This window comes from Bradyrhizobium lablabi (assembly GCF_900141755.1).
Lineage (GTDB): Bacteria > Pseudomonadota > Alphaproteobacteria > Rhizobiales > Xanthobacteraceae > Bradyrhizobium > Bradyrhizobium lablabi_A.
Map to the genome: position 1 here is coordinate 935,054 of NZ_LT670844.1, position 24,716 is coordinate 959,769.

Consider the following 24,716-nt stretch of genomic DNA (forward strand, 5'->3'; position numbering starts at 1 on the left):
CCGTCTTCGGAGACTGTATCCTTCGCAGCACGCGCAGCGCTCGTTGCCGCCGGGTGACGTGGAATAAGCGCAGGTCCGTCATTGTCGTCCGGGTCGGTCGCGGTGGCATCGAACGTCGCCGGAGATTGCGGCCGTCGATCCGGGGCAAGCGCAGCCGCGGCGCGCCGGGGGGTGAAGCCTTCAAATTCGACCTCGACGCTCTCGTCCAGCGGAGCCGGCGCGGACATTTCCCAACCCGGCGCACGGGTCGGAGGGTCGAACACCGAAGACAGGCGGGGTCTGACGGAAAGCTCCGGCGCCAGCGCCCGCGTTACGAGACTTGCCAGGTACTCACTCATGCGTCCAACATGTCCAGATAACATTGGCGCCGCATCGGACTGAGCGCCAGGATGTCGCCTTCCGGCCATCCATAGGCTCGCGCGAGACGATGCACATCGCGCAGAACACCGATCGCCCAGGCGTCGATTTCACTCCAGAAATAGGAGACGATATCGAACGGGGCCCGCCAGTTCGCTTCGCATTCGGCGCAATTGAGATTGAGCCGAACCTCGCCTTGCGGATCGGCACGCGACATCTGCTGGTCGAGCGCGTCTATCAGCGCTCGCGGCAACTCGGCGGCTGAAATTTCCCGATCGCCGTGCAGCGCTCGCTGCAGCACGCGTTCGATGAGATGGCGCTTGCTCTCGTCGACCGAGCCGCCTCCAGGCAGCGCAAGCAGGTCGAGACTGTTTGGAAGGCGAAATGCAATGTCGTATCCGTCGAGGCGCAGCGACAGCCCCTTAGCGCGCTCTTGCTGTTCCGTCCCGCCCGTTGGCGCAACGACGATGTCGTCGGCGTCGAATTCCATCTCAAGGTTGGCCTGGCAGGCCGGACAGCGCGTCACGGCCGCGAGCCGCGCCCCGAACATTTTCCGGCGCAACGTCAGCAGCAAATGATCGCGCGCCCCGATCGTCAGCCGCGCGATCTGGTCCGGCCGCATGTCGACGCAAGCCGCGGACAATAGCGCCAAGGCGCGGCCGGTCGGCCGCGGCGCCGCCCGCCCGTGCTCCCATGCCGCGAGCAGGTCCTGTGTCGAGGGGACTTGCATCGCATCACGCCGCCGGCACCGTGAACGTCGGCTCGGTCGGCTCGACGACGTCGGTGTCCCGTTCCCAGCCCTCGTTCTCCAGTTTGATATGCTGGATGGCCACCGCATTGGCGTTGGCGTCGAGATCGGGCAACGACTGATATTCCGACACCCAGCAGCGATAGATCTTGTAGGTGATGGCAAGCTGGCCGGCCTCGTTGTAGACCTCCAGCAGAAGGTCCTTGCGGAAATCCTTCAGCGACGTCTCGCTGCCGAGAGCTGCGCCGTAGTGCCAGATCTTGTTTGCCCATTTTTCAAATTCGGTATCGTGGGTCACGCCGCGCTCGAGGGTGATCGCCTCATATTCGGTGCGGCCGGGAGATTTGCGGCTGCTGGAGGGATCGCCGCCTTCGCGATGCTTGACCACTTCGGTGGTCCGCTTCAATCCGCCGACCTTGCTGATGCCGGCGACGTACTTGCCGTCCCATTTGACCCTGAACTTGAAGTTCTTGTAGGGGTCGAAGCGCGTTGCGTTCACACTGAACTCGGCCATAAGTTATTTCCCTCTGTCAGGTCAGGACGTTGCCGGCGATCTGCTGAATCTGAAGCACGACAAACTCGGCCGGCTTCAGCGGCGCAAACCCGACGCGAATGTTGACGATCCCGAGATCGATATCGTTCTGCGTGGTGGTTTCCTTGTCGCATTTGACGAAATACGCGGCCGCGGGCGTCTGACCCTGGAAAGCTCCCTTCACGAACAGATTGTGCATGAACGCGCCGACATTGAGCCTGATCTGCGCCCATAGCGGCTCGTCGTTCGGTTCGAACACGACCCACTGGGTGCCGCGAAACAGGCTTTCCTCGATGTAAAGCGCGAGCCGGCGCACCGGGATGTATTTGTACTCGTCCGCCATCTGGTCGGCGCCAGTCAATGTGCGCGCGCCCCAGACCACGTTGCCGTAAACTGGAAAGTTTCGCAGACAGTTGATGCCGAGCTGATTGAGCGACCCGTTCTCATCGTTGGTCAGGTTGACCGCGAGCCCGCTGATGCCGGTCAGGCTGGCATCGAGGCCGGCTGGCGCCTTCCAGACACCGCGTTGGGCGTCGGTCGCCGACATGGCGCCGGCGATGAAACCGCAGGGAACGAAGGTGTCGAACTGACCCGTCAGCAGATCGGATGCGATCACGCGGGGGAAGTACAGCGCGGCGTTTCGTGCCTTGGCGCCGGTAAGATTGAGACTGCCCAGCCCGTTCTTCGCGGTGTTGGCGGCCGTAACGGGATTGGCGCTCCACGCAGCCGGCGGATCGACAATCAGCATCGCGCGCCGCGCCTGACAATAGCCCATTGCGGCCTGCAAGACAGTCGAACTGATGTCGCCTCCCCGCGTATCCGGAGGAATGCACAGCAGGTTAAAGAGGTCGGCTGTATCAAGCGCATAGAGCCCGGTCTTGTTCGCCATGTCTCCTTCAAAGTCAGCATCGCCGAGTGGTTGACCGTCGTCGCCTCCGCTGTTCGCGGGAGGGCTGCCGGCGCCACCGCCACCGCCGGCACCACCGGCTGCGGCACTCGCTGCTCCGCCGGTGCCCGCCGGCGCGGCTGTGCCACTCGCAGTTCCACTACCGCCTCCTGCCGCTCCTCCAGTCGAGGCCGTGCCGCCGGCGGCGGGAGCCGTGGCCGTCGGAGCCGGCGGCGGCTGCGGGGTCTTTGTCGGCAAATTGGGCGTTCCATCCGCGTTCAACGGAACGCGAACAAGTTGAGAGGATTGCAGAAGCACGCGGTCGACCCGCTGCGCCCTGCCAGCCGCAACGGGTACGTCCTTGTCTTGCTTCACCGACAGATTGATAAATCGCTCCCGGCTGACGGTCTGTCCATTAGCCGTGAGGGTCACCGTCAGATTGAAGAGATCGGCTGCCTTCAAGCCATATCGGCCAGCGATCCCGTCCGTAATGTTGTTGGTATCGATGGCGGCCGCGAGCCCGCTAAACCAGCTTCCTGGACTAGCGGCATTGAGCGTCAAGCTGTCGGCGGTCACCTGCCCAATTCCGGTGCCGGAGGCTGGCGCCTTGAAAAGACGCACGATGATCGCCTGGCCTCCGCCGTTGCGGAAAAAATCCGCGACGGCATAGCTCATTGGCCGGTCGATCCCGAGACCGCCGAACTGCCGCTCAAAATCCGCAAAGCTATTGATCGTGACCGGCGTATTGATCGGACCGGAGATCGCGCGCCCGAGAAACGCCGTGATCGATGTCGCGACGCCAGCGATGGTACGGACGCCGCTTGGAATCTCTTCGACGTAAACGCCAGGATAGGTCAGCACAGCCATCGAGGTTTTCTCCTCTTGCAATATCTGTTGGCAGCGAACGATCGATAGAGCCCGAAGGTCAAAGCGAACGCCCGGCTCGATGGCCTCGCGTCAGCGTTGTGAAATGCTTCTCTCGCGTTGTTACCGACGTCCCGTCGAATGGAACGCCGCCGTCATTATTCATTGATCAAAGCCGGTCGGGTTCAGCGCGCATACCAGGGGATACCAACATCCCTTCCGTACTCCCGTTCGAGATTCCTGATCGTGGATTCAAAATCGGAGGCCCGCCTCGGCCTCGGCTTCGATTCCCTCGATTCTTGTGACTTGGTTTCCCGCGGTTTCGTCTCCTGCGGCTTCGCCTCCTGCGATCGCACGTCCTGCAATTCCTGGTTCAAGCGCGCAATCGTGTGCTCCTGCGCGTCCATCTGCTGCTTGCTCTGTTCGAGATCCGCGGCGGTTGCGGCCTGCTTTTGCTGAAGGCTCTTGATTGTCTCCTGCGCGTCCGACAACTGCCGTTGCGCGTCATAACTCGATCCTGCACCTGCAGTCGTCGGTTGCGACTTAAGTTGCTCCTGGGCTGTCTTGAAATCATGGTTGAGATTGTCATAGGCCTCGTGCAACGATCGCAACTCATCTTGCAATCCTCGGTTGCTCTGCTCCGACTGGTTCAGTCTGTCCCGTGTTTCGCTGACGAGGGCGGACTGGTCGGCTTTCGGCGCTCCGCTTTCCGTACCGTGAAAGAAATAGCCGCCCGCGCCACCAGCGCCGGCGAACAGCGCCGCGATGATGGACATCACCAGCGGACTGAACTGCCGCTTCGCCGGGGAAGATGGGGCCCCGTCCGGCTTTGACCCTCCCGGCGGGGCGACAGCCGAGTTGGCGAATTTCGCTCGCAGTATGTCGAAGTCTTTCTTAAGAACGTCGAACAGCTTGTCCTTCTGCGCGATCAATCCCTGGTGGTCGGCGGTCAGCCTTTGTATGACCCCATCGTGCTCCTGTTTCAGGACTGCAATGGCGCGCTCGGCCGCCGCCTGGCTCTCCTTGATCCGATTCTCGTGTTGCGTTGCGACGTCGGCGACCTCGGAATGCTTGGTCTCGAGTTTTTTCTCCAGTTCGGCAAGCGCTTGCGCACTTTCCGAAAGGTGCTGTTTCAGCCTTGATTCCTCGGCATTCCACGCCTCGGCTTCTCGTCGCGCCTGAGCCGTGGCCTGCGCTATTGCCGCCTCGTGATCCTGCTTTGCGGTTTCGAGATCGTGCTCCAGCTTGGCAACGTCCCGTTCACTTGCAGCGAGCAATTTTTTCAATCGCTCCAAATCTGTCGCGTCGGAATCGGAAGCTGCGGATGCCGGTGCAGGCACAGGTGCAGCCGAGACCAGGCGGGTTCCACACTCCTGGCAGAAACCCCTCCCGGCAGGGTTGTCATGCTGACACTTGTGACACCTGATGGTCGCCATGTTCGCCGGACCAAGATTCGAACGGCGTTATTTGCCGTTGTGAACTTGTACGAGCTTTATGAGCCCGACAATATGATCTGCCTCACAGAAGCGAGGCGCAGATTTCGTTGTCAGATAGCGATCGTTTTAGGTCAGCTTTATTGTCAGAGGGCGCTACCGCGCATTAATGAGTGTGGCGGCGCACGTCTATCTATTTAGTATTTCAATATCCCAAAAACTCGAATCGTCGCGACCCCAGACGGTCAACCACAAGATGAATCGCAAATAAGTTCAAAAAAGGGCCGCGGCTCTTCCGCGACCGCCGGCCGGATGTTGATCATTTGAAACTTTGAAAAAATAAAGTCTTTCCAAGCGTCTATCGAACCGACCGCACTTTCACGCATTAAATTTGTCGCGCATTGTTCGTAACAGCTGTGCTCTCCGGTCAACCAGTCATCGGCTTGAAATATGTGACTGCCACAGTGACGACGCGGTCACCGCACTAAAACATCGGGGAGAATTTTTCCATGATTATAAAGAGAATAGCCCTTGGCCTGCTGGCCGGGGTAGCCCTTGGCGCGACCGCCGAGGCAGCCGATATCGACCACGTCCTGCTGATCAGCGTGGACGGATTGCACGCGCTCGACGTGGCGAACTATGTCGAAGCGCATCCGAACTCCGCCCTGGCCGAATTGTCCGAACACGGCGTCACTTACAGCAATGCCCGCACGCCCGCGAACTCCGATTCGTTCCCCGGTCTGTTGGCATTGGTGACCGGCGGATCGCCGATCACCCACGGTCTGTTCTACGATGTCAGCTATGATCGCGCGTTGTTCGCTCCTGACAACGTGACGTGCAAGGGCCCGGCCGGCAACATGATGGTGTTCGACGAAAGCGTCGATCAGTACAACGGCAACGTTTCCCTGAACAAAATCGATCCGGCGAAGCTGCCGCGTGGACGCAACGAGTTCGGCCAGTGCGTTGCGGTATTTCCGCACAATGCGATCAGGACCAATACGATCTTCGAAGTGGTCAAGAGCAAGGGCGGCCGCACCGCGTGGGCCGACAAGCACCCGGCCTACGATCTCGTCAATGGTCCTTCCGGCAAGGGCGTGGACGATCTCTACACCCCGGAAATCACCAACGTCGGTGGCCTCGACAACACCGTCAGCGTCGATTGCACGGTTGCCAATGATCAGCTGAAAGTGGCGGGCATCATCAATGAAATCAACGGCCTCAAGCATGATGGCTCGCCCGGCGGCGGTACCCCGACGGTGTTCGGAATGAACTTCCAGGCGGTCAGCGTCGGGCAAAAGCTCGCCCACGACAACAGCAACGGCAGTTGCCTGCAGAGCACCCATACCGGCAAGGTCGGCGGCTACCTCGACGGCGCCGGGACACCGACCGAAGTGCTGGCGTTTGGACTGCAGAAGACCGATGAAGCCCTGGGCAGCATGATCCAGGCACTCAAGCAGCGCGGCATCTACAATTCCACGCTGTTTATGGTCAGCGCCAAGCACGGCCAGTCGCCGATCAACCCGGTCAAGATCAACAAGCCGGGCCATTTCGCCGACCTCGTCGCGACGCTGCCGGATGCAGCCAGCAATCCCGGCGGCATCGCCATCGCCAACGCCAACGCCTGCTCTACCGGCTCGTGCGGTTTCGTCCAGGACGACGATATCGCGCTGATCTGGCTGCAGGATCCAAGCCAGACCAAGGCCGTGACCGACTATCTGAACGCCAACGCCAAGGCCCTGTTCATCGATGAAGTCCTTAGCGGCGATGAGCTGGAGCTCAAATTCAACAGTCCGGCGCACGACAGCCGCGTGCCGGATGTCATCGTTCAGCCGATCTACGGCACCGTCTACACGGGGTCGACGGCGAAGAACGCCGAGCACGGCGGAATGAGCTTCGCCGACACCAATGTCGGGCTGGTCGTCTCCAACCCGCGCTTCCCGAGAACGGTGTTGAAAACCCCGGTGCTTACCTCGCAGGTCGCGCCGACGATCCTGCAGGCGCTCGACATCGAGCCCGAGGAGCTCAAGTCGGTGCGGGTCGAACATACTCCGGTGCTGCCCGGCATGTGGGACAACCGCTGAGTCAATTAAAGGCAAGACAAAGTTCTGGAGGGGCTCCGCATCCGCGGTGCCCCTTTTTCTTTGCATGACCATTTCAAGGACTATTTGCGACAGCGGCTTCGCTCCAGCGCTAAATTTTTCGACGCGCTCCTGGAATAATTTCAATGATGCATTGCCATGACCTTGTAGCCTCTGACTTATTTAAGCAGATGTCACAAATTTTTCGTCCGGCTGTGACCCGGCTCTGAAAAATTCCGCGCGGCACCTCTCCGGTCGCCACTCGCCACTATCGTGTCATTTCTTTAAATTCAACTCTTCCAGAAGGAGGCAATCACAATGCGTTTGCCAACAGCCCTAGGTTTGGTATCCGCTCTGGCCCTTGCGGTCGCGGGTGCAAGCGCCGTCGCCGACGATGATCACCGCCGCGATTCGGATGATTTCCATCACGTCCATACCGCAACACCGATCAAGCATGTCGTTGTGATCTTCCAGGAAAACGTCTCGTTTGATCATTATTTCGGGACCTATCCCAACGCATTGAACCTGTCGGGCGAGACACCGTTCACGGCGAAAAAGCACACGCCGAAAGTCAACAACCTCGCCAACCCGCTCGACGTGAACAATGGTTTCGTTCCGCTCACGGGCATCGACCTGCTCAACCACAATCCGAACAGCAATCCCAACGTCCCTCTCCCGCCCGACAACGCCAAGACCAACGGCGCCGGCGCCGCGAACCCGTTCCGCCTGTCGCCGTCGCAAGTGTTGACCGCGGATCAGGGCCACAATGAAAGCCCCGAAGAAAGCGCCTACGACAACGGCAAGATGGACGGCTTCCCGGCCTATGTCGGAACCCAGGGACCGCCGCCGGCCGGGATCGGCAGCAAGGGGCTGGTGATGGGGTATTTCGACGGCAATACCGTCACCGCGCTCTGGAACTACGCCCAGCATTTCGCCTTGAACGACAACAACTATACGACGCAGTTCGGCCCTTCGACGCCGGGCGCGCTCAACCTGATCTCGGGTCAGACCAACGGCATCGCCGCGACCTTGAACGTTCTGGGTACCTCCAACAAACTGCTGCATTCCACCCACGAGGCCTTCGGCGACCCCGGCCAGCTCGCCAGCAACATCACCGAAATCGGCGATGGCGATCCGCTGCTCGACGTGTGCTCTAATGGCACGATCGATCAGGTGACGATGGCCGGCAAAAACATCGGCGATCTCCTCAATGAAAAGGGCATCACCTGGGGTTCGTTCATGGGCGGATTCGATCTCGGCATCGTCAATGCGAACGGCACGAAAGGCTGCGCGCGCGAAACCGACCCGACTGCGCTGGGCACACCGGCGTTTACGTCGGTCGACTACATTCCGCATCACGCCTGGTTCCAGTATTATGCGTCGACCCGGAATCCGACCCATGCCCGTCCGAGTTCGGTCGAGGCGATCGGTCACACCCTGATCCCGCACACCAACATGCCGGATCTGGCCAATCACAACTACGACATCCATGACTTCTTCGACGCGCTCAAGGGGGGCAACCTGCCGGCCGTGAGCTTCCTGAAGGCGCCCGCGTTTCAAGACGGCCATGCCGGCTATTCTGACCCGCTCGACGAACAGCATTTCGTGGTGAGCGTCATCAACGCGTTGCAGAAGAGCCCGGAATGGTCGGAAACTGCTGTCATCATTGAATATGACGACTCCGATGGCTGGTACGACCATCAGATGCCGCCGATCGTGAATCCTTCGTTCAGCGCGGCGGTGGATACCCTCAACGGCCCCGGCGTCTGCAATACGAGCAATGGCTTCCAGCAGGGAAAAACCACGCCGGCAGCACCGCTCAACGGCACTTTCGGCCAGCCGGAATGGGGTCGCTGCGGTTACGGAACCCGCATGCCGCTCTTGGTGATTTCGCCTTTTGCGAAGCGCAACCATGTCGACCACACCCTGACCGACCAGACCTCGGTGCTCCGCTTCATCGAAGACAACTGGCTGTCGGGTGAGCGCATTCAAACGGGCGGCTCGTTCGATACCATTGCCGGCTCCCTCAACAACATGTTCGACTTCGACGATCGGGACGAAGACCACCCGCGCAAGCTGATCCTCGACGAGGCGACGGGCGTTGTGGTCTCGGCTTCCGGAGGCGGCGACGATCGGGATCACGATCACGATCGCCACTAACCCCACAGCGTTGCGGCGGGGTGGATCCCACCTCGCCGCAGCACGCTTGCGAATGATTTCAGCGCCTCTTGCGGCGGTCTGCTAAACCGGTCGGGCATTTTTGCTGAACCGGGCACCCGGCATGGTCGTCATTGTTTTCTTTGGATTGCTCTGTCTGCTGAGCGCGGTCCTTGCCTGGATCGACATTCGTCACGGAATCATTCCGGACTGGCTAAATCTGACGATTGCCGCTCTTGGATTGTCGAAGGCCGTGATCCTCGCCGGTCCATTGGCTGGTTTGGAAGCCGCCGGCGAAGGCGCGGCCATCGGCGCCATCTTCTGGCTGCTGCGACGGCTCTATTTCGCGGCCAGAAAAATCCAGGGCCTTGGGCTGGGCGATGTCAAATTCCTGGCAGCCGCCGGCATTTGGATCGGCGTCGCGGGGCTTCCGTTGCTCCTGCTGGTTGCCGCGCTGACGGCGCTTGCCTGCGCCGGCGTAATGCAATTGGCCGGGCGGCAATTGAGCGGTCGGACGTCGATGTCGTTCGGACCGTTTTTGGCGCTCGGCCTGTTGTTCGCGTCAGTTTTTCAACAATACTAGAGCGTTTTCGAGCGAAGTGGATACCGGTTCGCGTAAAGAAAACGCGTCAAAACAAAAAGCGGAGCCGATCGGTTCTGATCTAATCAGCGCCGATAGGCGACGGCCGAGCTGCGACCGACGCATCAAAACATCACCGACCGGGTTTAAGTCGCGGCTCTGATGTCACCGACAATAGCTTTCCCACGTTCGCTGACGGCATATGGGCCTCGCTGGCCGGCTGGCCGATGCCGGGCTGCGGCAATGCAAGGGTGACGGCCTGCGCATCCTTTTCCAGGGTCGCTTCCCGGCCCTGAACCGATCGCAGCTTCCAACCCTGATAATCCTCGCCGAGCTTCAGCCGCAGCGCCGCCTTGGTCGATTGATCCAGAAATATCCCGAATCCCTCTTCGCCGCTTGCGATCGTGCCCACCAAAGAGAGCGGCGGACGCTCGGGCTCCCTCGGCTTGGGCGCAGCCGCCACTTTCGGAACTATGGCGGGTGCGACCGCAGGCGCCGGCGGCCGCCGCGATGACGAGAAGATCGGCCGGTCGCGCGTGCCGGATAATGCCGTGAGGGGGATCGCCCACAATGGATTGGCACTCAGCGCCCGCTCCGGTGCTGGCGCGGGTGCTGCCGGCGCGGTCACGACTTGCGCCGGTGCCCGCGCGGCCGGTTGCTGCCAGATCGCAGATGCCGGAGGAGATCCGCTGCGCGCGTCTTCGGCGCCCGCGGTATCCAGCGGATCGAACGCAGCGACGGCAGTCGCGGCAGCGGCGCCGTGCACCGACGCCACCAGAAGCAGGATGCCAATCGAAAATTTCAGCATCATTTCGCCCCGTTCCATTGCCCGGACACCGCGAGCAGAATGCGCAGCTTTCCGCCTCCCGAACTGGACAACGTGGACGGCGCTTGAACGACGAGCTGGTCGATGAACAAAAATGGCATTCCGGCTTCGAGGTCGTAGAGCAGGTGCTGTAGTCCCACCTGATCGATCTCGCAACTGGCGAGGATGCTGATGAATCCCGCCTTGGATTGCGTACCCTTCAATTCGACCTGGGTCGACAACACGTTGCCACCGAATTTGGTCACGGCACCCGCGACACGTTGGATCAGCGCCGCTCCCGCGATGGTGACCGTCGCGCCTTCCAGAAAGGACGAGCCGGACGGCATCGATACGTCGGCGGGTTGTCCGCGCGTAGAGGCCGGCTTGCGGTCCTCAAGCTGCTCCAGCATCGCCGCCGAGGACGCTACCGCTTCCCGCTGGCCGAAAATGTCGGCAATCGAGGTGATCAGCGTAAACAGCAGTGCGAACACCAGTCCGGCGTAGGCGGCCGCCGCCGGCAACGGCGACGCCAACGTCTTTCTCAAAGTAGCGGCGGAGTTCATGTGCCCGATCCGAAATAAGGTGTGAGATGTACCTCGATGTGGAAACGTTCGCCAGGGTCGTTCTGCGCGCGCGTGGTCGGCGCAAAAAATGTGGCGCGGGAGAATTGCGGCGACTGTTCCATCAATCGGATCAGGGACGGTGCGTCCTGCGAAATGCCGACGACCTGGACCTTGTCGCCTTCAATCCGCAATTCGGTCACGTAAGTACTGTCAGGCAGCACCCGCGAGATCGCTTCAAGCACCATGACGCTGGACGGCGTCGTCTGCTTTCGCTTGGCCAACAGGCTCAGGGCCGATCCGCCGGCGGCAGTTTGGCCGAGACGCAGCGAGGCGCGGCGTTCCGCGATCTGGCGTAGCAGTTGCTGCTGTTCGGCGTCGAGCATGTTCCCGGCATAAGCCGCCAGCACCAAGGACGCCGCAGCCGCGAGACCGGTGCCCAACAAGATGATGCGCAGGAGGCGCGGCACATCCATCCTCCGCCCCACCGCGCTTTGCAGCGCGGTGTCAAAGACTTTTAATTTTGCTGGCGCGCCGTCGCCGGGCGGCGGCTCGGCAAAGGCGCTCACGGACGCCGCGCCAAGATTGCTCGCAAGCTGCAGCAGCGGCTGGATTTTGCTTTTCGACGTCGCCGCGAGGGTCAGCTGAATGCGCTCGTTTGCGATGTCGGAGGGCGGGCTCCAACCGAACACCGCCTCGTTTGCCGTCCACGGCGTCAGCCGATCGATCTGGGCGCGGATCATGCCGTCGAGAAACTCCACCGCTCGCCTGGGAAAGTCGAGCGATCGGAACAGTATGTGTTCGGGCTCGAGCAGGAGTTCGACGCTGGCGCCGCCAAATGCGGCCTCCCAGTCGGCTGTGAAAGCGGGGGTTGGCCTTCCCTCCAGCAATCGAAACGAAACATCCGGCAAGGCAGCACCTTTGTTCACCGGCGCCGTTTTGGCGGTGAAGGTGTTGTCATCCCCTTCGATGAGCGATATCTGCCGCTGTTGCATGAAACGGCCGGCGATCCAGTGAATGGCCCGCGCGACGGCAGCGATCCATTCGGCAAACAACTCTTTGAGCTCAGAGATCATCGCCGTCCTCCGCCGGTCGTGTCGGGTGGCTGGTCCGGGCCTCGACCTCGTCCTGCCAGGACAGCACGCGATAGGGATCCTCCTCGCCGGCCAGCCCGATCACCACCTCCGATGCGGTCTGACGGCCATTGCCGAATCTGACCGTGGTGAGGATGCGAAAGAAGTCGCTTTTATCAATTGCTGCATTTGCCTGCGCCGGACCGAGCGCCGTCGCAATCGCGGCCATGTCGTTCGGCAATACCGGCCGTTCCCTCAGAAACTGTTTCAGGCCCGACGGCGTCATGCCGGGCAATGCGGCGATCACCTCGGGCGCGGCGACCAGCACATTGATTTTTGGTTGTCCGCTATAAACCGTCACCAACGGCAGGGCGCGATCGACCAGCGCCGGCGGCAGGCCCTGAACCAGCGCAAGCTCGTCGACATGTGCAAACGGTGCCTGCCGCGGAGAATAGGCAAGGCCCGCGGCGCGGTAGAGCGACACTTCGTCATCAGTGGCATTGGCCTTCGGCGGCGTCCGCCAACCGATGATGCGGTCGGCATATTGTGCGGCATCCTCCGGACCGGCGCCAAGACTTGCAAACAAATTGGCCAACAAGTCTTTCGAGGCGGCGTTGAGATCGATGCGCCCAGTCTCGGACACGAACGAGACCGTGATATCGGCGTTGTCCAGTCGATAGTGAAACGAGCCTTGCATCGGACGCGCTTTTTCGCCTGCCAGCGACAATTGATACGCCGTCAGCTCGACACTGCCAGATACCAGGGCTTCGGCTTGCAGCCCGATATCGCTGACAGAAAGCGCCTGCGCCGTATTGGACAGATAGGCCGAGAAGATTATCGCCAGTGCCGACAGAGCCGCGACAATCCAGAGCACGGCGACCAGGACGAAGCCGTGTTCGGAAGCCGCAGTCGCGTGCGGAGCTTTTCGTATCATTGTGTCCCGCCCTGCCCCACCGCGGCATTTGCCGGGCTGGCATTGCCTTTGGAGCCATCTTTCGAATTTTGGTCAGCGCCACCGGTTTTGCCGTCACACCCGGGGCCCGGCTGCGCGCAGTTTCCGCCCGCCGGCGCCTCGGCGTGGATGGAAGTCACGGTCGATACCGAGAGGACGCGTTCGGTCGCAGCATCCCGAACCGTCAGCATGATCGCGGCCGGCAACCGGTCCGCGTCGCGCCAGCTGCTCTTCCAGACACGGTCGCGGCCCGCATAAGAAAACGACAGCCGGAACGGCGCGCGCAACAACACCACGGGATCACCAAGCTGGATCTGTTCGGAGAGCGAGGTCCCTTGTGGCAACGGCGCAAACGGCGCCCGCGTACGAACCGTCACGAAGTCACGGCGATCGCTGGTTTCGCCGATCCGCACCACGTCCAGCCCCGGCCGGGAATTGGGGCCGAGACTGGTCCGTACGAACGTTACCGCCAGCTCCGAGCCTTCGAACAGCGGCTGGCGCTGCTCGCGACCCGGCGGCACATATTCGGCGGCCGCAAGATCGGCGCTAATCCGCTGCAATGCCAACGCGACCGATTCGCTGCGCTGGATACGGTCCATTCCCCTGTTCCAGTTTGGCAACCATTGCGAGGTGATGTTGGCCAATGCCGAAAGCACCAGGCCCGTCAATGCCAGCGCGACCAGCGTCTCGATCAGCGTAAAGCCGCTCTCACCGTCGCGTTTGCTGATCGGAGAGACACTCATTGGCGCGGCCTGTGCATCAGACGAATGGTTTGAAGGTCGAGCGCTCCGCCGCCCGGAGATTGCACATGAATCTTCACGAGCTGGGGTATCCATCTGACGTCAGCGTCGGGCACGACCCAGCCTTCGCCCAGCGGTCCGATGTCGATCTGCCATTGATGATTGTTGAGCTCGCCGGACAATACCCCGGGACCGATTTCGTTGCGTGGCGGGATCTGCGTGATCATCGCGTTACGCGCCGCCTGCATCAGCTCGACATGTTGCTCCAATGACCGGACGCCGCGCGCGTTGGTCGACATCACCGATCCGATGGCAACGATGCAGACGGCAACGACCGCCAGCGCGATCAGCACTTCGATGATCGTGAAGCCGGATTGCGGGCCATCAATTGGTGGCAGTAGAGCGCGAGACAATTTCGATCCTTCCGGTCAGCCAATTGACACGAACCTCGTATCCGGTATCCAGCCGCGTCAGCGCGATGCTCCCGCCGCACGACATTCCGTTGGCAAAAAAGCTGATGGTCGACAGCGCCGCATGTTGGCGGCAGGTTTGCGGCAATAGCGCGTCGAATTGAACATCGTCGGGAATCCGGATCATCTCCGTGGTCGCGCCCGAACGGATCGAGCGCGTTCCGGTGTCGACCAGCGTCGTGACCTCGGCCTGATGCCGGATCGCCGCGTTGCGGTCGGCCTTCAACAGCGTTGCGGCCTGAAGCGCATAGGCCTGCAGGCGCGACCGCGACGTCTGGCGGGGAATTAACGGCAGCAACACAGCCGCGAGCATGGCGATGACCGCGAGGACACACACCATCTCAAGCAAAGTGAAGCCGCGTTGCTGTTCGTCACTCATTCTTTGCGTTGACCAGATTTTCGGTCGAAATATCGGCGGCGATGCCGGATCCGCCCTCCTGGCCGTCGGATCCGTAACTCATGATCTCGTAGGCGCCGCGTTCACCTGGCGAGCGATAGATGTAAGGGTGGTTCCAGGGATCGTTGGGTACATTGCCGCCTTTCAGATAAGGCCCGTTCCAGGCGGCGACGCCGGGGGTGCGCTGCACCAGTGCGGTCAAGCCTTCCGCCGTCGACGGAAACCTGCCGGCGTCGAGGTAGAACAGATCGAGCGCGCTGCCGAAACTCTGCAATTGGATCTTGGCGGCCTTGACCTTGGATTCGCTGAGATAGTTGAGCACTCGCGGGCCGATCAGGCCCATGATGAGGCCGATGATGGTGATCACCACCAGCATCTCGACGAGGGTAAAACCCCGCTCACTCTGCCGATCTCCGCACTGCGCGCGCAACATGGAGAACCGGCCTGCGCGTTTGCCTTGCTGGCATGTTTCGAACTTCATCATGAACCTATCCTCGCTTTAGCCGACAAGTTGAGTGACCGACAGCAGCGCGGTCATGACCGATACGATCAGTCCGCCAACGACCGCACTGATGGTGACGATGGCAAGCGGCCCGACGATGCCGACGATCCGATCCAGGCTGCGCTGCAGTTTTTGTTCGTAGAATTCGGCGACCCGGCCTGCCAGCGCAGGCAATTGCCCGGTTTCCTCGCCGAGCCGCAGCATGCGCACCGCCATCGGCGGGAGGCTGTTCGACGCGGACAGCGCGTCTGAAAGCTTGCCGCCATGACGCACGCGATCCGCCGCCGCGGTCCAGGTGCCTTCGCTGCCGGTGACCGCCATGATGTCGATCAGGATACGCAGCGTTGCGGTCAAGTTGACCCCGCTGCCGAGCAGGACGGCGAGATTGCGGCAAAACAGTGTGGTCCGGTAGAACCGGAAGATGCCGGAAATGCCCGGAATTCGCGAGACCGCATTCACCACCGCAGCGCCTGCGCCAGGCCGGCGCAACAGCCACCAGATGCCGGCGATGGAAGCAGCGCAACCAAGCAGCACACTGGTCGCGTTGGCGCGAAGAAAATCCGATAGTCTGATGAACACGCTGAGCGCGGAATCGGATTTCGCACCGAAATCCTGGAGCACCGAGGAGAACTGCGGCAGCACGAACAGAATGAAGAACAGCATGACGCAAACCGCGGCCATCAGGACGAAGGCCGGGTATTGCATTGCATCCGTGAGCTTGCGGCGCATCAGCTCGGCTCGGGTTCGCTCCGCGCCCAGCATCTCCAGCACCTGATCGAGGGTCCCCGACACTTCGCCGACGCGAACCAGTGCGATATACATCGGTGGAAACAGCGCCGGATGATCCGCCACCGCTCCGGCAAGACTTTCCCCGCTCAACAGCGCAGCGCGCAGCTTGCCGACCACGGGGCGAAGTTTTCCGACATCGGTGTCGCCGGCCAGCAATTCCAGCGCGTCGTCCAGGCGGGCGCCCGCTTTCAAGAGAAGCGCCAGATCTCTGGTGAACGTCGTCACCTCCGCCGGGCTCGGCCGGTTGAACAGTCCGAAATCGCCGCGCGAGGCAACAGCTTTGCGCGTCTCCTCGATCGTCTCAATCGGCAGCAGCTTAAGGTACTCGATACGGTGGGCGACTTCGGCCGCGGTCGGAGCGGTCAGCCGGCCATGCACGACCTCTCCGTTCTGTGTCAGCGCTCGGTAGCGGAAATTCGGCACTGTCTCACCGCACGGTTGTGACGCGGAGTATCTCTGCCGGCGAGGTCTGGCCGGCGCGGCATTTCGCAAGGCCGTCGTCGAGCATCGTCGTCATGCCGGCGCGGATTGCGGTTTGATCGATCTTCAAGCCGTCGGTCTTCTCGCCGATCAATTCGCGAAGCTCGTTGGTCAGTTCCAGAATCTCGAACACGCCCAGCCGGCCACGATAGCCGGTGCCGCCGCAGCGCTCGCAGCCGCAGGGATCGCGAAGCGTCTCCCCGGCCTCAAAGCCGAGCGCGGCGAACCGCGGATCCTCCGCGAGATCGGTTTTGGTCAGCGTCTTCGGCGATTTGCAGCGATCGCAGAGCTGGCGCACCAGCCGCTGCGCCACCACGGCCCGCAAGGTCGAGCGCAACAGATATCCTTCGACGCCGAGATCGAGCAGGCGCGGCACTGCGGCAGCCGCAGTCTCGGTGTGCAGCGTCGTCAGCACGAGATGCCCGGTAAGCGCTGCATGCACGGCAACATGCGCGGTCTCGGAATCGCGCACCTCGCCTACCATGATGACGTCGGGATCCTGACGGACGAACGAGCGCAGCGCCGCGGCAAATGTCAGCCCGATCGCCGGTTTGATCTGCGACTGGTTCACTCCGGGTATTTCATACTCGACCGGATCCTCGATCGTCAGGATCTTTCGCGACGGTTCGTTCAAGATCGACAAAACGGTCGCCAAGGTCGTGGTCTTGCCGCTTCCGGTCGGCCCGGTGATGACGATCATGCCGTGCGGCAGTGTCAGCAATCGCCGGATTTTGGCTTCGTCGGCTGAGGAAAATCCGAGCTTTTCGATTACCAGCAATCCGCGATCCTTCGGCAGGATACGAATGACGGCGGATTCCCCGTGCTGCGTCGGCATGATCGCGACACGAATGTCGATGTCCGAGCGCCCGGCCCGCAGCCGCGCCGAGCCATCCTGCGGCAGACGACGCTCGGCGATGTTGAGGCTCGCGACAATCTTGATACGGGAGATCACGGCCTGCGGCACGACACCGGCTGGCGCGGTGACCGGGCGCAGCAGGCCGTCGATGCGCATGCGGACCGCAAGTCCGGCGTGCAGGGGCTCGATGTGAATGTCGCTGGCGCGAAGTTCGACGGCTTTTTCCAGGAGATCATTGACGGCACGGACCACGGGCGCGCCGCTGGCGAGATCCCGCAAACTCTCGATGTCATCTTCGCGCGGTTGAAACGTCTCACCGCCCGGCGCCTCGGCGTCTTCACTGCCTAGACGCTGATTGAGCGCAACCGTGATATCTTCGAATGACCCCACCTTGATCGTGACGTCGCCCCCCAGCACGATTTCGGCGGCGCGCCGCGCGGCATTGTCGGCGGGATCGGCGACCGCCAGCACGGCGCCTGCCTCGACGGACCGATACGGAAACACCGTCATTTCGCGCAAAAAGCGCTGCGAGAAGGGTTCGACCACGGCGGTCGCCGACAGCATGTCCTGCAGCGAGACCCGTTCGAGATCGTAGAACCGGGCGGCCTCGTCGGCGAACTCGCTGGCCGACAAATCGGTGTGTTCCCAGAGCTTGCCGCTCACCTGGCCTTGCAAACGATCGCCGCCGCCCTGCTCGGCGAGTTCGCCGTTGCCGGTGGTCTTCGTCAAATGATTGTTTTGACGAAGATGCTCCACGAAGCGCAAGGACTCGTTACCGGTCATTGGTCTTTCCAGCGGGTCGCGCGGCATCAGCCGGCCGTCGAGCATTCGGGTGTCGTTTATTGATCCGAAATATGACACCTGTACGAAGCCGCCCGCGGCATTCGCATTTCGACGCTGAAGATCGCGTGGAACCGTCTGTGACCTGCGCCGCCAATTATTACTGTCATAATCCGTGGCTAATGATACCGCCGTGGTCGGATTGATCGTTCCGAATGAATCCGACGTGTGGGCACAAAGTAAGAACGGCGGAAACATGGAACACGTCGGCAACCCGAGCCGGTACCCGACGATTGTTCACAGCGTGTGCGCTGTCATCATGCTGTTATCCGTTAGCCTGCTCACCTCGTGCAATTCCGCAACGCTTGGAACCAGCGACACCGCCGACATCGATGTCCTCGACAAGGTCCGTTCGCTGGATATTCTTCCGCGCCAACCGCAGCAGGTGAATGCCCAACAGCCCTATACGGGATCTCGAGGCCGCGCGGCGGTCTATGAAGGCACGGAAGTAACCGACATCGCCGAGGCGCGCCCGCAACCGACCGCAAGTGGAAACGGTTTTGACCTCAATTTCGAAAACACGCCGGTCGCAACCGTCGCCAAGGTCGTGCTGGGCGATATTCTGGCCACGGGCTACACCATCGATCCGAGGGTGCAGGGAACCGTCACCCTTGTCTCGGTCAAGCCGGTTCCAAAGTCCGATATCGTCTTCGTTCTCGAAAATGCGCTGCGCCTGAGCGGCGTAGTGCTGGTCCGCGACACCGCCGGCTATCGTCTCACACCGATGGGCGACGCCGTCGGTTCAGGCCGCGTCGATGCCGTCGCTGCCAATCCCGAACCCGGCTACGGCGTATCGGTCGTGCCCTTGCAATACGTCTCGGCGCAAACCGTGCTTAAGCTGATGGACAGCTTTGCTACCAAACCGGGAATGGTCCGCGCCGATTCAACGCGGAATATCCTTTTGATTCAAGGCAGTGGTGCGGAACGGCGCACGGCCGTAGATACCGCGCTTAGTTTCGATGTCGACTGGATGCGTGGTCAATCGGTCGGAATCTATCCGATCGCCAACAGTGCACCCGAACCGATCATTACTGAGCTCGAAAAGATCATGGATTCCGGCGAGAGCGGTCTCAGCCAGAATGTCGTGAAATTTCAACCGATCAGCCGTCTCAACGCGATTCTCGTGGTGAGCAGAAAACCGGCGCTGTTGCGCACCGCAGCGAACTGGATCAAGCGCCTCGACAGTGCGGATACCGGGCGGACCAGCGTGCACGTCTACCGGGTGAAATATGGCGACGCCCGCCAGATCGCGCGGGTGCTCACCGAAATGTTCATTGGCGGCTCGTCCTCGGCCTCGCTCGATGCCGCGAGCAGCCAGATCGCGCCGGGATCGGGTTATTCCACAACATCCAGCGCCGATCGGCTATCGCTGAACGCCAACAATTCCGGCTCGTCGTCGAATAGCGGATTTGGATCGAGTAACGGATTTGGATCCCGTTCATCAACCGGAATCGGCGGCAGCGGCACGTCGGGTTTTGGCGCCACGCCGAACTCGGCCGCGAACCCCACCACCGGCGCCGCGCCTGCCGATAGCGGCAGCCGAACCACGGGCGGCGGCGGCCAGCCGGTTCTGCAGGGCGTTCGGATCACCGCGGATACCGTCAACAACACGCTGCTCATCTACGCGGATCAGGAAAATTACCGGGTCATCGAGACAACCTTGCAGCAGGTGGATCAACCGCAATTGCAGGTCGCGATCGATGCGACCATCGCGGAGGTCACCCTCAACGACGAGCTCGCCTATGGCGTTCAGTTTTATATGACGAGCCACAATCTGGGGTTAAAGCCGGACAATGGCTCGGCGCTCAACACGCAGTCGACCGCCGCGCCCGCGGCGGCAACGGCCCCGTCAACCACGACAACGGCCACCGGCGTTGCGGCGGCTGCCGGAACGGTCGCCGGCGCCTTCATCAACCGCGCCTTCCCCGGGTTTAATTTCCTGATCGGTTCGGAAGCGCAGCCGAGCGCCATTCTCGACGCGCTTCATACCGTCACCAGCGTCAAAGTCTTGTCCAACCCGTCGCTGGTCGTGATCAACAACCAAGCCGCCACGCTCCAGGTCGGCGACGTCGTGCCGGTTTCCACCGGCAGCGCCACCGTGCTGACGACCAGCAACACGGTCGTCAACACCATCGACTATCGCAACACCGGCATCATCCTGCGCGTTTCGCCGCGTATCAATGTCAATGGCAATGTCAGGCTCGATGTCGAACAGGAAATCAGCAATGTCTCGCCGCAGACGGCTGCCAGCCTGACGCCGACGGTTTCCGAACGAAAGGTCCGCAGCTCGATTTCGGTCGCGACCGGCCAGACTGTTCTGTTGGCCGGATTGATCAGCGAGCAGCAAAACAACACCCGAAACGGGATTCCCGGGCTAGATCAGATTCCGGGTCTCGGCGACGCCTTTTCCCATCAGGACTACAAGACGACGCGTACCGAGCTGATCATCTTTATCCGTCCCCAGATTATCCGCGACGGCACCGATGCCCACTATGTCGCCGAAGAACTGCGATCGAAATTGCGCGGAAACCTCGGCGCGAGCATTGCAAACGATCCACGGGTTCCAGGCCTGCATTGAGAAGGAGGTTGAGTTCCGTGTGGCGGACCGTATCTGTAATTTTATTGGCGATCTGCTTGTTCAGCGCCGGCACGACGTCTCCGGCGTATGCCGACGCAATGAGGCAGGCGGCGGCGGCTTATGCGAGGGGTGACTACATTCGCGCCGCCAACGAGTTGTCGTACCTGGCGGAGAACGGCAATCCCCGCGCGCAGGCGCTGCTCGGCTTCATGTACGAAAATGGTTTTGGCGTGCCGCAGGCCTATGACGCTGCCGCCGATCTCTATCATCGAGCGGCCATCCAGGGCGACGCCTTTGCACAGAGCCGGCTCGGCTTAATCTATGACAAGGGCCACGGCGTGCCGCAAAACGCGATTCTCTCCTACAAATGGCTCGATCTTGCCGCGGCCCGCGCCACCAAGCGCGAGCGCGATTATTACTTGAGGCTTCGCAATGCGGTGGCCTCAAAGATGTCGTCCGGCCAGATCGTTGAAGGCCAGCGGCTTGCCTTGATCTGGGCGCCGGGACGCTGGTGACAAAAATGGGCGACGCGCCATTCTGACGAAAGCTTTCGTTGGAGCACGATTCACCCACCTCTGCTCACGTCCCGTTCGATATCATGTCGCGGGTTCTTCCCGTCAGAAAATCCCTTTGTGTTGAAAACACCGCAACGATTGCGTCCCACCACGCAGGCGTCACGTCGGTGTCAATCGTCCGCAACAACTGACGATGTAATCTGCCGTCGTCGGCAACCCTATTGCGCATGTTCGAATCAATCACTTGGGCCGACCTCAAGGAGAGGGCGATGAAACGATTGAAAGATGTTATTGGCGCGTCTATTCCATTGGCGCTTGGCGTTGTGTTCCTCGGCGCCGCCTCGCAGTCCGCCGCCGCGGGCTGTCAACTGAATTCCCCGGGCGGTCAGATCAAACACGTTGTTCACATCGTGTTCGACAATGTGCATCTGCGCCGCGACAATCCCGACGTTCCATCGGACATGGAGCAGATGCCGAATCTGCTGAACTTCCTGCAGAACAATGGCACCGTCAGCGGCAACCATCACACACCGTTGATATCGCACACCGCCCACGACATCGTCACCGCGCTGACCGGCGTCTATGGCGATCGCTCCGGCATTCCGGTCGCCAACAGCTACGGCTTTTTCCGAACGGACGGCAGCGTCGGCTTTTCCAGCTCGTTCCTCTACTGGACCGCGGCCGGCGGCGACGGCAAGCCGGAGATGCTCGACGAGCAAGGCAAGATCGCGCCGGCGCCTTGGGTGCCATACACCCGTGCTGGCTGCGATGTCGGCGCGTTCTCGGTCGCCAACATCGAATTCGAGCGGGTTCCCGACGACGTCACGACATTCTATGGCCTCGGCAGCCCCACCGATTTGGCTGTGAAGGCTTTGCTGGCAACGCCGGTGGGTACGGCAACGCATCAGCAACCGACCACGGATTATTTCGGCATCGCCATTCACTGTGCGATCGGCAGCGCGCTCTGCAACAACGGCTTGGCGGCCAACGATCCGCTGCCCGATGAACCCCACGGCTATAACGGCTTCAAGGGGCTGTTCGGAAATATCAATGTGCAGCCGGTGATCTCGCCTGGTGGTCCGGTCAAGGACCTCGATGGCAACGTGATTGCCGACCCGTTCGGACGTCCGGGCTTCCCGAACGGCTTTAGCCCACTCGCGACGCAATCGCTCGGCTATGCCGCAACCATGCTCGAAGCCGGCGTGCAGGTAGTTTACCTTTATATCGCCGACGCACACGACAACCGGTTTGGTTCGGGGACATTTGGTCCCGGCGAAGCCGGCTATGTCGCGCAGCTCAAGCAATATGACACCGCGTTCGGCAAGTTCTTCGCGCGCCTGGCGGCCGACGGCATCACCAAGGACAACACGCTGTTCGTGGTGGTACCTGACGAGAACGACCATTTCGTCGGCGGCGCGCCGAGCCCGGCGCATTGCGACGGCGTCACCGTCCCCTGCACTTACGCGGCGGGCCAGGTTGGCGAGATCGATGCGACGATCAATCGCCTCTTGATCACGCAGCGCGCCAACACCACCGCGTTCTCGGTGCACAGCGACGATGCGCCGACGGTCTATATCAACGGCAATCCGTTGCCGACCGATGGCGTCACGCGCACCATGGAACACGATCTCGACGCGCTGGTCGCCGTCAACCCGATCACCGGCAACACGGACAAGCTGTCGCGGCTGCTGGCCGACCAGGCCGAAATGAAACTTTTGCATATGGTCACCGCCAGTCCGGCGCGGACCCCGACGATGACCATGTTCGGCAACGACAACTACTTCTTCTTCACCGGCGGCGGCGGTGCCTGCGTAAACCCCTCCGACTGCGTCTCCGTTGGTGCGGGCTTTGCCTGGAACCACGGCGACTTCCAGAAGGATATCACCCGGACCTGGGTTGCCATGGTCGGCCCCGGCGTACAATCGCTCGGCCGCGACGACGAGGTGTTCACAGATCACGCCGACGTACGGCCGACGATCATGGCGCTGCTCGGCCTGAAGGATGACTATGTGCATGAAGGCCGCGTCGTCGCCGAGTGGATGCACCGTCATGCGCTGCCGGATGGCATCCGGGATCGCCGTGACAACTTCACCGACCTCGCCGAAACCTACAAGCAGCTCAACGCGCCGCTCGGCCAGCTCGGCCGCGCCAGCCTGGTTTGGTCCAACCGCTCGGTCACCGGCACCGACAAGACCTATGCCCGCTACCTGAAACGGATCGACGAGATCACCGAAGAGCGCAACGAACTCGCAGGCCAGATCAAGACGGTGTTGAACAATGCCGAATTCCACAACCAGCCGGTCGACGAGGAGTCCGAGGAACTCGGCCGTCGTGCCAAAGAGCTGATCGAGCAGGTCAAGGAACTCGCGGAACGCGAAGACCGCGCCGATAGATAAGCCTTCGAAGGTTGAGAACTGCAAAACCCGCCGGTCCAGCCGGCGGGTTTTTTCTGTCCAAAATTTACGTCGCTAGCGAGCCGCTTCAAATCCGCCGAGCGCAGCCGTCAGATTAGCCCCGAGAATATCCGAGAGATATCCGCCTTCCTGGACCAGGACGGTTGGAAGCCCCAGCCGCGCGATGGCCGCGCCGATACGTCGGAATCCTTCTGATGTTACCGCGAGACCGGCAAGCGGGTCATGCTCCGACGCATCGAGGCCGAGCGCTATGACAAGCGCGCCGGGCGCGAAAGCGCGGATCGTCTTTTCCGCTACGGCGAGTGCTTGAATGTAACCGTCGTCCCTGGTGCCGATCGGGAGCGGGATGTTGAGATTGGCACCAAGCCCGGGACCCGCGCCGCGCTCATGCGCATAGCCCCAAACAAACGGGTTGAAGAAGGTTGGATCGGCATGGATCGAAACCGTCAACACATCGCCCCGTTCGTAGAAAATGCCCTGCGTGCCGTTGCCATGATGGACATCGACATCGAGGATCGCGACGCGCTCATGCTTCAGCCGCAGATGGGCAGCTGCGACCGCGCTGTTGTTGAGATAACAAAAGCCGCTGGCGAGGTCGCGATAGGCGTGATGACCGGGAGGACGACAGAGCGCGTAAGCCGCATCTTCGCCGTCCAGAACCAGTTGAGCCGCCGTCGTCGCCACATCGGTGGCGGCGCAGGCCGCCGCCCAGGTGCCGGGACCGATCGGGCACGACGTATCGATCGTGTGCCAGCCGAGACGGCCGACAATGTGGGTCGGGTAAGTCGCAGCGTTGCGCACCGGGTGGATGTTGGCGATCATCTCGGGGCCAGAGTCTCCAAGTGCGGTCCAGCCGTCCCAGGCTTCGGCGAGAAAGCTCAGATATTCCGGACTATGGACTCTTGCGCGCGGGCCCTGCCCGAAAATGGTCGGCTCAACCAGATCGTGCTTGCCCGCTTTCAGCCCTGCGAGCAGCCGATCCGCGCGTTCGGGCTGCTCGGTGGTGCGCTTGACGACGCCGCGAACCAGAAAGAATTGCGGATCATGGCTCCGATGCAGTTCGGTATAGACGGCCTTCACACCAATGCTCCTTTGATCGCAAGAAAATAG

The 24,716-nt window shown here is 61.5% G+C and carries 21 protein-coding genes; 6 read left to right on the forward strand and 15 right to left on the reverse strand.

All coding sequences use genetic code 11. The annotated features are described in order from the left end of the window. Positions 1-334: 334 nt before the first annotated feature. The 4 genes from B5526_RS04470 to B5526_RS04485 all read right to left on the reverse strand — a co-directional run bounded on the left by B5526_RS04470 (position 335) and on the right by B5526_RS04485 (position 4,823). Positions 335-1,087, reverse strand: coding sequence for a hypothetical protein (locus B5526_RS04470; protein WP_079537113.1), 753 nt, complete (start codon positions 1,085-1,087; stop codon positions 335-337). Positions 1,088-1,091: 4 nt separating this feature from the next. After that, on the reverse strand, positions 1,092-1,619 hold the full coding sequence (locus B5526_RS04475; RefSeq protein WP_079537114.1) for a phage tail protein: 528 nt from the start codon (positions 1,617-1,619) through the stop codon (positions 1,092-1,094). A 16-nt stretch (positions 1,620-1,635) separates the two neighbouring features. After that, the gene (locus B5526_RS04480; RefSeq protein ID WP_079537115.1) at positions 1,636-3,390 is read right to left on the reverse strand and encodes a phage tail sheath family protein; all 1,755 of its coding nucleotides are present in this window, start codon (positions 3,388-3,390) and stop codon (positions 1,636-1,638) included. A 182-nt stretch (positions 3,391-3,572) separates the two neighbouring features. Beyond that, positions 3,573-4,823 carry a hypothetical protein gene (locus B5526_RS04485; protein ID WP_154071122.1) on the reverse strand — a complete coding sequence of 417 codons (1,251 nt, stop codon included), beginning with the start codon at positions 4,821-4,823 and terminating at the stop codon, positions 3,573-3,575. A gap of 506 nt (positions 4,824-5,329) precedes the next feature. On the opposite strand from B5526_RS04485, the gene B5526_RS04490 reads away from it, so the two are divergent. The 3 genes from B5526_RS04490 (at position 5,330) to B5526_RS04500 (ending at position 9,638) form a co-directional block, all read left to right on the forward strand. Further along, on the forward strand, positions 5,330-6,901 hold the full coding sequence (locus B5526_RS04490; protein WP_079537117.1) for an alkaline phosphatase family protein: 1,572 nt from the start codon (positions 5,330-5,332) through the stop codon (positions 6,899-6,901). A gap of 315 nt (positions 6,902-7,216) precedes the next feature. Further along, positions 7,217-9,058 (forward strand): phospholipase C, encoded by a 1,842-nt coding sequence (locus B5526_RS04495; RefSeq protein ID WP_079537118.1) that lies wholly within the window; start codon positions 7,217-7,219, stop codon positions 9,056-9,058. Between the two features lie 121 nt (positions 9,059-9,179). Beyond that, positions 9,180-9,638 (forward strand): prepilin peptidase, encoded by a 459-nt coding sequence (locus tag B5526_RS04500; protein ID WP_079537119.1) that lies wholly within the window; start codon positions 9,180-9,182, stop codon positions 9,636-9,638. A gap of 130 nt (positions 9,639-9,768) precedes the next feature. Here the strand turns inward: B5526_RS04500 and B5526_RS04505 are convergent, their stop codons facing one another. The 10 genes from B5526_RS04505 to B5526_RS04550 all read right to left on the reverse strand — a co-directional run bounded on the left by B5526_RS04505 (position 9,769) and on the right by B5526_RS04550 (position 18,042). Then, complete coding sequence (locus B5526_RS04505; RefSeq protein WP_154071123.1) at positions 9,769-10,446, reverse strand: hypothetical protein; 678 nt, start codon at positions 10,444-10,446, stop codon at positions 9,769-9,771. Continuing rightward, a complete protein-coding gene (gene gspM, locus B5526_RS04510) occupies positions 10,443-11,003 on the reverse strand; it encodes a type II secretion system protein GspM (protein WP_079537121.1) in 561 nt (186 codons plus the stop codon). Before gspM ends, B5526_RS04505 begins: the two co-directional genes overlap by 4 nt. Further along, positions 11,000-12,076, reverse strand: coding sequence for a PilN domain-containing protein (locus tag B5526_RS04515; RefSeq protein ID WP_079537122.1), 1,077 nt, complete (start codon positions 12,074-12,076; stop codon positions 11,000-11,002). Before B5526_RS04515 ends, gspM begins: the two co-directional genes overlap by 4 nt. Then, positions 12,066-13,007, reverse strand: a complete 942-nt coding sequence (locus B5526_RS04520; protein ID WP_079537123.1) for a general secretion pathway protein GspK — start codon at positions 13,005-13,007, stop codon at positions 12,066-12,068. Before B5526_RS04520 ends, B5526_RS04515 begins: the two co-directional genes overlap by 11 nt. Beyond that, the gene (locus B5526_RS04525) at positions 13,004-13,768 is read right to left on the reverse strand and encodes a PulJ/GspJ family protein (protein WP_079537124.1); all 765 of its coding nucleotides are present in this window, start codon (positions 13,766-13,768) and stop codon (positions 13,004-13,006) included. Before B5526_RS04525 ends, B5526_RS04520 begins: the two co-directional genes overlap by 4 nt. Further along, positions 13,765-14,178: a PulJ/GspJ family protein gene (locus tag B5526_RS04530; RefSeq protein ID WP_079537125.1), complete on the reverse strand. Its 414-nt coding sequence runs from the start codon at positions 14,176-14,178 to the stop codon at positions 13,765-13,767. Before B5526_RS04530 ends, B5526_RS04525 begins: the two co-directional genes overlap by 4 nt. Next, positions 14,150-14,614, reverse strand: coding sequence for a prepilin-type N-terminal cleavage/methylation domain-containing protein (locus tag B5526_RS04535; RefSeq protein ID WP_079537126.1), 465 nt, complete (start codon positions 14,612-14,614; stop codon positions 14,150-14,152). The genes B5526_RS04530 and B5526_RS04535 overlap by 29 nt, the downstream gene beginning before the upstream one ends. Continuing rightward, positions 14,607-15,065: a type II secretion system major pseudopilin GspG gene (gene gspG / locus B5526_RS04540; protein ID WP_244562337.1), complete on the reverse strand. Its 459-nt coding sequence runs from the start codon at positions 15,063-15,065 to the stop codon at positions 14,607-14,609. The genes B5526_RS04535 and gspG overlap by 8 nt, the downstream gene beginning before the upstream one ends. A 66-nt stretch (positions 15,066-15,131) precedes the next feature. Continuing rightward, on the reverse strand, positions 15,132-16,346 hold the full coding sequence (locus tag B5526_RS04545) for a type II secretion system F family protein (RefSeq protein ID WP_079537128.1): 1,215 nt from the start codon (positions 16,344-16,346) through the stop codon (positions 15,132-15,134). Between the two features lie 4 nt (positions 16,347-16,350). Continuing rightward, complete coding sequence (locus B5526_RS04550) at positions 16,351-18,042, reverse strand: GspE/PulE family protein (RefSeq protein ID WP_079544689.1); 1,692 nt, start codon at positions 18,040-18,042, stop codon at positions 16,351-16,353. Positions 18,043-18,295: 253 nt separating this feature from the next. Between B5526_RS04550 and gspD the strand changes: the two genes are divergently transcribed. The 3 genes from gspD (at position 18,296) to B5526_RS04565 (ending at position 23,588) form a co-directional block, all read left to right on the forward strand. Next, entirely contained in the window at positions 18,296-20,677 is a 2,382-nt protein-coding gene (gene gspD, locus B5526_RS04555) for a type II secretion system secretin GspD (protein WP_079544690.1), read from the forward strand. A 56-nt stretch (positions 20,678-20,733) separates the two neighbouring features. Continuing rightward, positions 20,734-21,192 carry a tetratricopeptide repeat protein gene (locus B5526_RS04560; RefSeq protein ID WP_433994618.1) on the forward strand — a complete coding sequence of 153 codons (459 nt, stop codon included), beginning with the start codon at positions 20,734-20,736 and terminating at the stop codon, positions 21,190-21,192. A 269-nt stretch (positions 21,193-21,461) separates the two neighbouring features. Further along, complete coding sequence (locus B5526_RS04565) at positions 21,462-23,588, forward strand: hypothetical protein (protein WP_079544692.1); 2,127 nt, start codon at positions 21,462-21,464, stop codon at positions 23,586-23,588. Positions 23,589-23,660: 72 nt separating this feature from the next. On the opposite strand, the gene B5526_RS04570 is transcribed toward B5526_RS04565, so the two are convergent. Continuing rightward, on the reverse strand, positions 23,661-24,686 hold the full coding sequence (locus B5526_RS04570) for a histone deacetylase family protein (RefSeq protein ID WP_079537129.1): 1,026 nt from the start codon (positions 24,684-24,686) through the stop codon (positions 23,661-23,663). Between the last annotated feature and the right edge of the window lie 30 nt (positions 24,687-24,716).

Bases quoted from the DNA above. Each gene is read 5' to 3' on its own strand.
- B5526_RS04470 (WP_079537113.1), bottom strand. From the start codon at position 1,087: ATGCAAGTCCCCTCGACACAGGACCTGCTCGCGGCATGGGAGCACGGG.
- B5526_RS04475 (WP_079537114.1), bottom strand. From the start codon at position 1,619: ATGGCCGAGTTCAGTGTGAACGCAACGCGCTTCGACCCCTACAAGAAC.
- B5526_RS04480 (WP_079537115.1), bottom strand. From the start codon at position 3,390: ATGGCTGTGCTGACCTATCCTGGCGTTTACGTCGAAGAGATTCCAAGC.
- B5526_RS04485 (WP_154071122.1), bottom strand. From the start codon at position 4,823: ATGGCGACCATCAGGTGTCACAAGTGTCAGCATGACAACCCTGCCGGG.
- B5526_RS04490 (WP_079537117.1), top strand. From the start codon at position 5,330: ATGATTATAAAGAGAATAGCCCTTGGCCTGCTGGCCGGGGTAGCCCTT.
- B5526_RS04495 (WP_079537118.1), top strand. From the start codon at position 7,217: ATGCGTTTGCCAACAGCCCTAGGTTTGGTATCCGCTCTGGCCCTTGCG.
- B5526_RS04500 (WP_079537119.1), top strand. From the start codon at position 9,180: ATGGTCGTCATTGTTTTCTTTGGATTGCTCTGTCTGCTGAGCGCGGTC.
- B5526_RS04505 (WP_154071123.1), bottom strand. From the start codon at position 10,446: ATGATGCTGAAATTTTCGATTGGCATCCTGCTTCTGGTGGCGTCGGTG.
- gspM (WP_079537121.1), bottom strand. From the start codon at position 11,003: ATGAACTCCGCCGCTACTTTGAGAAAGACGTTGGCGTCGCCGTTGCCG.
- B5526_RS04515 (WP_079537122.1), bottom strand. From the start codon at position 12,076: ATGATCTCTGAGCTCAAAGAGTTGTTTGCCGAATGGATCGCTGCCGTC.
- B5526_RS04520 (WP_079537123.1), bottom strand. From the start codon at position 13,007: ATGATACGAAAAGCTCCGCACGCGACTGCGGCTTCCGAACACGGCTTC.
- B5526_RS04525 (WP_079537124.1), bottom strand. From the start codon at position 13,768: ATGAGTGTCTCTCCGATCAGCAAACGCGACGGTGAGAGCGGCTTTACG.
- B5526_RS04535 (WP_079537126.1), bottom strand. From the start codon at position 14,614: ATGAGTGACGAACAGCAACGCGGCTTCACTTTGCTTGAGATGGTGTGT.
- gspG (WP_244562337.1), bottom strand. From the start codon at position 15,065: ATGTTGCGCGCGCAGTGCGGAGATCGGCAGAGTGAGCGGGGTTTTACC.
- B5526_RS04550 (WP_079544689.1), bottom strand. From the start codon at position 18,042: ATGACCGGTAACGAGTCCTTGCGCTTCGTGGAGCATCTTCGTCAAAAC.
- gspD (WP_079544690.1), top strand. From the start codon at position 18,296: ATGGAACACGTCGGCAACCCGAGCCGGTACCCGACGATTGTTCACAGC.
- B5526_RS04565 (WP_079544692.1), top strand. From the start codon at position 21,462: ATGAAACGATTGAAAGATGTTATTGGCGCGTCTATTCCATTGGCGCTT.